Source organism: Streptococcus intestinihominis, from assembly GCF_046824975.1.
In the GTDB taxonomy this organism is placed as follows: domain Bacteria; phylum Bacillota; class Bacilli; order Lactobacillales; family Streptococcaceae; genus Streptococcus.
Genome location: NZ_JBKQBL010000001.1, coordinates 76,282 through 85,987 on the forward strand (window position 1 = coordinate 76,282; position 9,706 = coordinate 85,987).

General features: G+C 40.5%; 8 protein-coding genes. 1 reads left to right on the plus strand and 7 read right to left on the minus strand.

Annotation, left to right across the window (positions count from 1 at the left end; genetic code table 11):
- A partial coding sequence (yidC, locus tag ACLOR3_RS00425; RefSeq protein WP_412036881.1) for a membrane protein insertase YidC occupies positions 1-649 on the plus strand: 649 nt, incomplete at its 5' end.
- Positions 650-1,054: 405 nt separating this feature from the next.
- Here the strand turns inward: yidC and greA are convergent.
- The 7 genes from greA to ACLOR3_RS00460 all read right to left on the minus strand — a co-directional run bounded on the left by greA (position 1,055) and on the right by ACLOR3_RS00460 (position 9,393).
- Complete coding sequence (gene greA / locus ACLOR3_RS00430; RefSeq protein WP_006595775.1) at positions 1,055-1,537, minus strand: transcription elongation factor GreA; 483 nt, start codon at positions 1,535-1,537, stop codon at positions 1,055-1,057.
- A gap of 61 nt (positions 1,538-1,598) precedes the next feature.
- Entirely contained in the window at positions 1,599-3,209 is a 1,611-nt protein-coding gene (gene mltG, locus ACLOR3_RS00435; RefSeq protein WP_411400218.1) for an endolytic transglycosylase MltG, read from the minus strand.
- A gap of 62 nt (positions 3,210-3,271) precedes the next feature.
- Positions 3,272-3,772, minus strand: a complete 501-nt coding sequence (locus tag ACLOR3_RS00440) for a GNAT family N-acetyltransferase (RefSeq protein ID WP_411399975.1) — start codon at positions 3,770-3,772, stop codon at positions 3,272-3,274.
- Between the two features lie 12 nt (positions 3,773-3,784).
- Positions 3,785-4,213 carry a GNAT family N-acetyltransferase gene (locus ACLOR3_RS00445; protein WP_411399976.1) on the minus strand — a complete coding sequence of 143 codons (429 nt, stop codon included), beginning with the start codon at positions 4,211-4,213 and terminating at the stop codon, positions 3,785-3,787.
- Between the two features lie 9 nt (positions 4,214-4,222).
- A complete protein-coding gene (gene murC / locus ACLOR3_RS00450) occupies positions 4,223-5,557 on the minus strand; it encodes a UDP-N-acetylmuramate--L-alanine ligase (protein WP_195323668.1) in 1,335 nt (444 codons plus the stop codon).
- 14 nt (positions 5,558-5,571) lie between these two features.
- Positions 5,572-6,240, minus strand: a complete 669-nt coding sequence (zapJ, locus tag ACLOR3_RS00455) for a divisome accessory protein ZapJ (protein WP_411399977.1) — start codon at positions 6,238-6,240, stop codon at positions 5,572-5,574.
- 57 nt (positions 6,241-6,297) lie between these two features.
- Positions 6,298-9,393, minus strand: a complete 3,096-nt coding sequence (locus ACLOR3_RS00460) for a pilus expression-regulating Snf2 family helicase (RefSeq protein WP_411399978.1) — start codon at positions 9,391-9,393, stop codon at positions 6,298-6,300.
- Between the last annotated feature and the right edge of the window lie 313 nt (positions 9,394-9,706).

The window sequence follows — 9,706 nt, forward strand, 5'->3', positions numbered from 1 at the left end:
ACCAATCTTTGCGCCGATCCAAGAACGCATCAAAAATGCAGAGACTCAAGAAGAGAAATTATTGGCCAACTCTGAATTGATGGATGCTCAAAAAGCAAATGGTGTCAGCCCATTCGGCGGCATTGGCTGTTTGCCTTTGTTGATTCAAATGCCTTTCTTCTCTGCCCTTTTTTATGCAGCTCAATACACTCCTGGTATTAGCAAGGACTCTTTCCTTGGCATTGGTCTCGGTTCAAAAAGTCTTGCTTTAACCTTAGTTGTTGCTGTTCTTTACTACATTCAAAGTATGCTCGCTCTCCATGGTATCGAAGATGAAAACCAAAGAGAAACTATGAAGAAAACAGCTCTCGTAAGTCCAATTATGATTGCCGTCTTCTCTTTGATTTCACCAGCTGGTGTCACTCTCTACTGGGTAGTCGGTGGTTTCGTACAGATTATCCAACAATTTGTCATCAACTACCTCATCCGTCCAAAATTGCGGAAACAAGTTGCTGAGGAATATAAAAACAACCCTCCAAAAGCTCCAGCATCCAATGGACGTCGCGTTAAAAAAGATATCACACCTACTAATCCAACCAATGCGAATCGTTCCCTTCCAACTAACGGAAACAAAAAACGAAACGCTGGAAAACAACGCAATCGTAACTAATACTAGTAAAAAGGCCGAGATATCATCTCGGCCTTTTCCATTACTACAAAAAAAGAGAGTGGTTCATTCTCATATAATAATAGATACAAACTATTGTTTTACATAAAACAGTTAGATGATTATCAAAAAATGACTTTTATTTTTTAGTTATTTAAGAAGATGAAAAACTTTCCGCTATGAGAAAAGTGCCTGAAACTATTTTGTTTCAGGCACTTGGGAGTTTTGAGAGTAAAACAGTTTGGGGAACTGTTTTAGCCTGAGCCTGGAAATTAAAGAGCGAAGGTCTCAAAACTAAGTCATGGAACTTCTTTGAAGTTCGCTGACGTCCGTACTCACCTAAGGAAAGTTTTTCAGAAGACTTCATCTTTAAAAAAAAAAAAAATGAGAGTGACTCACTCTCATTTTTTATTCTGTTTTTTCCACATTCAAGATTTTCACTTGGTAGCTTCCTGCTGGAGTTTCAATCGTCACAGTGTCCCCTGTTTTCTTACCAATTAAGGCATGACCTATTGGACTTTCATTTGAGATTTTACCAGCAAAAGCATCCGCTCCAGCTGAACCAACAATAATGTAAACATCCTCTTCGTCTTCGCCAATTTCTTGAACAGTAACGGTTTTTCCAATCGCTACTTCATCAACAGCGACAGCATCGCTGTCGACAATTTCAGCATAACGAATCTTTGTTTCTAGGCTTGAGATTTGTCCTTCAACAAAAGCCTGTTCGTCTTTAGCTGCTTCGTATTCACTGTTTTCTGAAAGGTCTCCGTAAGAACGAGCAATTTTAATCCGCTCTACAACTTCTGGACGACGAACTAATTTCAACTCTTCTAATTCAAGTTCTAATTTTTGCTTTTCAGCTAGGGTCATTGGATAGGTTTTTTCTGCCATATTTCTTTCTCTTTTCTATATATTTTTTCGAACTAAAAAGGTGTGGCATGCCACATCCTCCTTAGTTTGAGCTGCTTTCTGTTAATTTGCTATTCACGTGTTCTTCCACGTTTTTAGTGTGTTCCTCATAAGTTTTTGCAAAATAGACTTCCCCAGTCTCTACATTTGCTACAAAGTAGAGGTAGTCTGTCTTGCTTGGGTTGACGGCTGCTTCAATTGCAGATACCCCTGGACTATCTACTGGACCAGGCATCAAACCAGTATTCTTGTAGATATTATAAGGTGAATCGATATTGGTGTCAATCGTTGCGTCTTCTTTTAGTGTCGTCTTCTTGCCTAATTGGCCTTGTGCGTACAAGATGGCAATATTACTTTGAAGAGGCATATCTTGATTCAAACGGTTATAAAAGACGCTTGCAATATCCTTGCGATCTTTATCGGTAGCACCTTCTTTTTCAATCAAAGAAGCTAGCGTCAATGCCTCATTGACATCAATATTTTTAGCTTCCATGGTGTCATAGTAAGCTGAAAGATTTTGGTCCATTGCAGCTAACATCTGGTCTACAAGATCTTCCATTTTACTATCTTTTCCATAGCCATAAGTAGCTGGGAAGAGATATCCCTCCAAGCGATAGCGTACGCCACTTTCTTTGGATGGCAAGGTTGCGAGTAACTTAGGATATTTGGCTACCATCTTTTCAATAAAGGCATCATCTTGGATGACTTTTAGAAATTCTTCTTGCGTATACGGAGTCTTGGCACCAGATTTGGAGCTCGCATCCACAGAAACCACTTCCGCGATTTGATCAATTGTGTAGCCCTCAGGAATGGTAATTTTTCCTAAGACTGGTGGTTCCGGAGTTTTAGTTCCTTGCTCTTGCAATTTTTGAATAATGGTATCGAGATCCATACTCTTTTGAAGATTGAAATAACCGGATTGGAAGTTCCCATAATTCTTGAACTTGGTGTAATAGTTGAAGAACTGGCCATTCTTAATCAAACCTTTTTTCTCCAAAATAGTCCCAATTTCACGATTGCTAGAACCAGCAGGAATTTCAACGGTTACAAACTCTGTAGCCTTGGCATCCATAGCATTTAAGTTAGATTGAACATAGGTCACTGCAAAAATTCCAGTTGCAACCATTAAGACAAAAAGAATTCCTAGAACCGTCAAGACGATTCGTTTCGCAATGGTGTTCTGCTTTTTCTTTTTCTGAACGCGTTGATCCCGATCCTTGCGCGAAACACTAGATACAGGTGTTTCTTTTCTCGAAACAGCCACAGGCTGACTTGAGCTTTCTGCTTCTCGAGTTGGCTCTTCGATTGGTAGAGTTGTTTCTTCTTGGTTCTCTTTGGCTACTTCCTTAATTGCAGGAACCTCTGTAACCTCTGGTACTTCTACTTTTTCTACTTCCTCTGGAATCTCTACGGTTTCCTGAACCTCGGACTCTTCTGACACAAGCTCAGAAAGCGCCCCTTCCGTCTCGTCTTCTTGGTTCTCTGGAATAGAAATTTCTTGAACAGGTAAGTCAACTTCTTTTTCAACCTGTACAATCTGTTTATTGGCTTCTTCAAGATCACGCAGAATCCGCTCTTTAAAGCTTAATAATTTTTCATTCTCTTGTTGGTTTTCAGTCAAATACTTGACCCCCCTTGTCATAATCCTTAATATTATATCTTAAAAGGGATAGAAAAGCAATAGGAACGAGGCTTGAGGGCCTTAAATCCTATTGATCACTTACTTGATGGGACCTCCCATACTAAATCGTACCAGACTTCCCCAGCATAGTTAGAGGCCGAGCGTCCTTCGTTTACAAAGCCGTTCCTTTCATAATACTCAATCAAGTAATCATGACAGGTCAAACTAACCCCTTCCCGTCCTTCTTCTAAGGCAAGATTCTTCATGGCTTCAAGTAGGTCTTTCCCAACTCCTAAGCCTTGGGCAGACGGGGAAATCGAAAGACTCGTAAGGGTAATATAACCTCCTGGTAGATGGGACTCGTCTTTTACGTCCGCTGTAAAAGAGCGGTCCTCGACATATCTAGTTTGTGTCACTGGGCCTTCTAGATAGCCAAGAATTTGGCCATCCTTTTCAGCGACTAAAAAGCTATTATGAAACGTTTCAATATGTTTTGCAAGCACCGTCTTATCTATTGCCTCTTCTGGACTAAAATTTTCCAGTTCTATGGCAACAATGTCTTCTAAATCCTTCATAGTTGCACGACGAATGTTCATTTTTCTTCCTTTCTATAGGGATAGGTGCCACATTAGGTGATAGCCCTCCACTCCTTCTTCCTTATCCCCTATCTCTAGTTGAAAATCATTCATTTCAAAATACGGAATCAACTCTTCCTGGCAGGTCACATGAATCCCTAACAAGGATTCTTGAGCTACAAGAGACTTGAGTGCGGCGAGTAGCAAGATACCAAAGCCTTGTTTTCTATAGTCTAGAAGAATTTCCAACCACAATAATTTTAAAGAGGGATTCTCGAACTGCTCCCCCATCTGAATCAGGCAAGTTCCAATCACTCGCCCTTCAAATTCCAAGACCATGGTCCTAAACCCATTCAGTTCTTGTAGCTTCTCTCTTTGAAAAGAAAAATTTTGGGACGTGATCTGTTCGATCTCATCCCAATCATTTTCTTTAGCAAACCGAATCCTAACGCTTGGTTGCATGGTATCTCCTTATTGAACGTTATTGGTCAAGTTCCCAAGCAAACGTTCAAATGAATATTCGTAGGTCTGGATATCTCCTGCTCCCATGAAGACATAAACGGCATTGTCATGATCCAAAAGTGGAGAAACGTTTTCAGCTGTAATCACACCTGATTTCTTAATAATTTTCGCTTCTAAATCTTCAACTTTGACATCCCCATGATCCACTTCACGAGCTGATCCATAAATCTGTGCCAAGTACACCGCATCTGCCTGATTCAAGGCATCCGCAAACTCATCCAAGAGAGCAATCGTCCGAGTAAAGGTATGAGGTTGGAAGACCGCTACGATTTCCTTACTTGGGTATTTTTGACGGGCTGCATCCAAAGTGGCAATAATTTCAGTTGGATGGTGGGCAAAGTCATCAATGATGACGGTATCGTTGACAATCTTTTCTGTAAAGCGACGTTTGACCCCGCTAAATGTTTTTAAGTGTTCCCGAACCAAATCAAGATCGAATCCAGCGATATAAAGCAACCCAACGACCGCTGTTGCATTCATGATATTGTGACGTCCAAAGGATGGGATTTGGAATTGACCCAAATCTTCTCCACGGAAGTGAATACTAAAGGTTGATCCCGTAGTAGAACGCAAGAGATCACTGGCTACAAAATCATTACCTTCTTCTTCAAATCCATAGTAGTAAATCGGAGCCTTGGCTGTAATCCGACGAAGCTCAGGATCTTCACCATAGATGAACAAGGCTTTGGAGATTTGTTTGGCATAATCATTGAAGGCATTGAAAACATCTTCTAGGCCAGTAAAGTAATCAGGATGGTCAAAGTCAATATTGGTGATGATTGAATACTCTGGGTGGTAAGGCATGAAGTGACGTTCGTACTCATCTGATTCAAAGACAAAGTACTTAGCACCTTTCGAACCACGACCAGTTCCATCCCCAATCAAATAGCTAGTATCTGTGATATTAGACAGAACGTGAGACAAAATCCCTGTAGTAGAGGTTTTCCCGTGAGCTCCTGCTACTCCCATGCTGACAAAATCACGCATAAATTCACCCAAGAATTCATGATAGCGTTGATAGGTATAGCCTTGAGCATCTGCATAAGCAATCTCTACGTTGTTTTCAGGTTTAAAGGCATTTCCAGCAATCAAGATTTGATCCCCAGTAAGATTTTCTTCGCTGAATGGTAGGATGGTAATCCCTGCTTGCTCCAGACCTCTTTGAGTAAAGTAATATTTCTCTACATCAGATCCTTGTACAGTGTGTCCCATCTGATGGAGCATGAGAGCCAAGGCACTCATACCAGCTCCTTTTATTCCGATAAAATGAAATGTTTTTGACATAGTTTCTCCTCCTGCTAGTCCAGATTGGTCACATTGAGTTCTTGTTTAATAGGTCTCGTTGGAATGTTCTGTTGATCCTTGTTATAGATTTGACTCTTTTTCAAGAAATCATAATTGTTCTTTTTTGGTTTCTCTTCTTGATGGGATTCTTGAACTGGAACTTCCTCAGCCCCTTCTAAAAGGATCAATTGCTCTTGTTTCAGTCGCTCGCCATATTTGATCAATTCACCTGGATTTTCTTTTTGAAAAGGAGCTGTTGGCTTCACTTTTGGCATGAAAGAAGGGGTGAATTTCTTACGATTAGGCTTAGATGCAATATCCGCCGTCAAATACGGAGCCGTCCGCTTCTTTTTCAAATCAGCACGCGCTGCTTCCCGAGCTTCTTCTGCGTAGCGATTCGCCGGGCTCTTTTTATCAACAGGCTCCTTGAAATCAGGAGTCATTGGCTGCCTTCTTGACTTAGGCACTTCAAATGGTTTTTGAAGGGATTTTTGTAGATTTTTTTGATAAGGTTGCTCTGCTACCTTTCCAGTAGCAATTGGCTCCCATTCTAAATAGTTTTTATCTGTATACTCCCCAAGAATATTACTAATGAAGTCCCCATCATCATATAAATTCATATGGGGCATTTGAGTTAGCATCAATTCATCATCTGCTACTTGAGGAAACTGCTTATCCGTCATCCTATTTCTTCCTTTCGACACTTCATTAATTATAAACTATTCATTTAATTTTTCAAGTTATTCTACCGAAATACCCAAAATTTCCCGAATTTCTTCAATAGAAAGGCTGGAGCGCGTTTCGGTGCCATCTAATATGGTAGAAACTAAATGACGTTTGCTAGTTTGGAGCTCTTGAATTTTTTCTTCGATGGTCCCTCGAGTAATCATCCGGTAGACCTCAACATTCTTATCTTGTCCCATTCGATGGGCACGGCCAATGGCTTGATCTTCTACCGCTGGGTTCCACCATAGGTCAACTAAAATAACCGTGTCAGCACCCGTCAAATTCAAGCCAACTCCCCCTGCTTTCAAGGAAATGAGAAAGGCATCCCCTTGACCGGAGTTAAAGGCGTTGGTCATATCTTGGCGCTCATTAGCTGGCGTAGATCCTGTGATTTTAAACGAAGTCATCTTCAGAGCATCCAACTCTTTTTCAATGATATCCAACATGCCCCTAAATTGTGAGAAGACCAACACTCGTTGGTTTCCATCTTTAATCTGCTCTAGCAATTCTAGAAGGCTATCCAGCTTCCCACTTTCTCCAGTATAGTCCTCTAAAAAGAGGGATGGAGTATCACAAATCTGACGAAGACGCATCAAACCAGATAAGATTTCCATCTTACTGCGATTGAGTTCCTCTTCAGAAGAGCTTAGAATGCGGTCTTGCATTTGCTTCAACTGGGCTAAATAGATCGTTTTTTGATCGTCAGCCAATTCATTCTTATAGGTCATCTCAATCAAATCTGGAAGCTCCTGCAAGACTTCACTTTTTTTCCGTCTCATGATAAAGGGCTTGACGTATTGAGAAATAGTCTCTGGACTCAACTGTTTAAATTCTTTTTTACCCGGAAACAAACCAGGAAGCACAATTTGGAAAATCGACCAGAGTTCCTCTACATGGTTTTCTATTGGCGTTCCTGACAAAGCAAAGGTATGAGGAACATCGAATTTCCGTAAATATTGGGCAATCTTGGTTTGGGAATTTTTCATGACCTGGGCTTCATCCAAGATGAGGTATTGGTACTGATTTTTTTCGTATTGCTCTACGTCCTGGCGGAAAGAAGCGTAACTGGTAATCGCTACCTGAGGGTTGCTTGCAATCACCTCGTCGCGACTTGCTTTGAGGCCATAGATGACCTCCACTTCCATTTGTGGAGCAAACTTTTCGAACTCCTCTTTCCAATTATAGATTAGACTAGATGGAGCTAAAATCAAAATCTTAGAATCCGCCGTCGCAACACTTGAGAGAAAGGCAATGGTCTGGAGGGTCTTTCCAAGTCCCATATCATCTGCCAAAATCCCCCCAAAGCCATAGTGATTAAGCATGGATAGCCAGCGGACTCCGACTTCCTGATAATCTCGAAGTTTAGCTGTCACTTGCAACTCACCCAAAGGAAATTGTTCTGGATGAATCAAGTCATGAGCCAAGTGACGAAACTCTTCAGAAAATTGGACATTGTCAGCTGACTCAAATAACTGGGAGAGCTGGAAGGCTGCAATGCGATTGGTTTGTAACTGACCTGTTTTTGTCTTCTTTGCACGAAGATTCAATAAAGTCTGACTGATCCGCTTGGTTTCTTCATCAAAGATTAGAACCTTTCCTGATTGACTGATATAATAGTCATTCTTCTCAACCAAGGCACTCATAACTTGCTCAACCTCAGAGGGATCAATGGAGTCAAATTCAAAACCAATCTCAAGGAGACGACCACTGGTTTGAATGGCAATCTTTGGCTTTTCAACCTGATACAGATCTAACAACTTATCCGAAACTTCGACCTCTCCCAGTTCTTCAAACAAGGGAAGGGTCTGCTGAAAGAAGGGATAGATCTGCTTGGGAAGGAGAGGAGCTCGTTTTGTTTGAAATTGATTGGTAAAGCCAGCTGTCAAGATGGTTTCAAAAACCAAACGTTCCTTATCAAAATTACTGGAATAAGGCAGATCCTTAAGTTCTTTCTCAGATCGAACGATGCGGTCCTCGTAGACAAAAACTAGATCCAGCAGCACTTCTCCTTGCTCCGATAAATCAAAAGCAAAGTGAGGTTGAAAATCGTGAATATAGAAATTACTTGGTGCTTTCACCTCACCAATTTTCCTGAATTGCTCTAAGCTATAGGTTAATTTGGTCTGATCAGACAAATCAAATTGAACATGTCTTTTCTGATCACTGGAGAGGGGTAAACTCTGCACAGCCTCAATCAAAATCTTTTGAAGCGGTGATATTTGATAAAAATGGCCATTTGCCAAAAGAAAGCGACCTTCCACCATTTTATAGGAAGCCACTTGGACCTGTAGTTCGATAAACTCCTTCATTTCCACTACTTGGAAAGAAAACAAGCCTGAATCTTCCTGGAGTTCTTGAAAGAATACTTCCTGATAGGTATCCAGTCCGACTTCAAGGGTAAAGGACGGTAAGTCCATCAATAATTGCACAGCTTCTTCAAAGAAGCTCATTGGAAAGTAAAGATGACGACCCCCATTTGGAAAGAAGAGGGCATCATGCACCGTATCTCCCGATAACAAGCCTTCTAAGAATCGAATTAAGGCACGACTTTCAAGGTCAAATGCTGCGTAGGAAATCGGCTCGTAATAACTTTTTCCAATCGCAAAATGGGACTGTTTTCTGATAGCTTGCAAAAAAGCTACAACATCCCGCACCACATAAGATCTCTCATCCGGTCTGCGATAGATACGAAGGGTCCACAAAAACTGACCGGAATAGTCGTCTACATGACCGGTTGCTGAGAGACCAAAACGGACTTCTTTGCTTTCAATTTTTGGTAGGACTTGATCTAAAAACAAACTTCCAAAAGATACTTTTTCCTTTGTTTCTTGACTTTCTATTGCATCTTGCTCCAAACCAAGCAAGAGTTCCTTCCCTTCTTCATCATTTTTTAAAAAGGCTTCTCCTGCGGCTAAATGCACACAGAATTTTTTCTTCTGGAAAAACTCACAACTACAAAAAATTGCTTGATCATCTAGACTATAGCGGAGGGACTCATTGTCAATTCTGAAATAGAGGTACTGATTCTTCATTTCCTGTAGGGATACTTTCCCGTTTTCATAGAGAAGGATTCCTTCTGAACGGATTTTCCCAGGAATTAATTTTGCCATATTTACCACCTTATGTTTATCCCTTTATTATATCATATCCCCTCTAAAATAGAAAAAAAAGACAAAGAATTGTGAAGAATTCAATGCCTGATTTTACTATCACCTACTCCACTTTTCTTTTTAAATGTAGACAAACTATTGTTTTACATAAAACAGCTAGATGATTTTCAAAAAAATGACTTTTATTTTTAGTCATTTAAGAAGATGAAAAACTTTCCGCTGTGAGAGAAGTACCTGAAACAATTATGTTTCAGGTACTCGGAATTATTGAGACCTTAGGCTCAATAATTAGTCATGGAACTTCTTAGAAGTT

Excerpts from the sequence above, each read along its gene's own strand:
- murC (WP_195323668.1), bottom strand. The coding sequence starts at position 5,557 with ATGTCAAAAACATTTCATTTTATCGGAATAAAAGGAGCTGGTATGAGT.
- zapJ (WP_411399977.1), bottom strand. The coding sequence starts at position 6,240 with ATGACGGATAAGCAGTTTCCTCAAGTAGCAGATGATGAATTGATGCTA.
- ACLOR3_RS00440 (WP_411399975.1), bottom strand. The coding sequence starts at position 3,772 with ATGAACATTCGTCGTGCAACTATGAAGGATTTAGAAGACATTGTTGCC.
- ACLOR3_RS00460 (WP_411399978.1), bottom strand. The coding sequence starts at position 9,393 with ATGGCAAAATTAATTCCTGGGAAAATCCGTTCAGAAGGAATCCTTCTC.
- ACLOR3_RS00445 (WP_411399976.1), bottom strand. The coding sequence starts at position 4,213 with ATGCAACCAAGCGTTAGGATTCGGTTTGCTAAAGAAAATGATTGGGAT.
- greA (WP_006595775.1), bottom strand. The coding sequence starts at position 1,537 with ATGGCAGAAAAAACCTATCCAATGACCCTAGCTGAAAAGCAAAAATTA.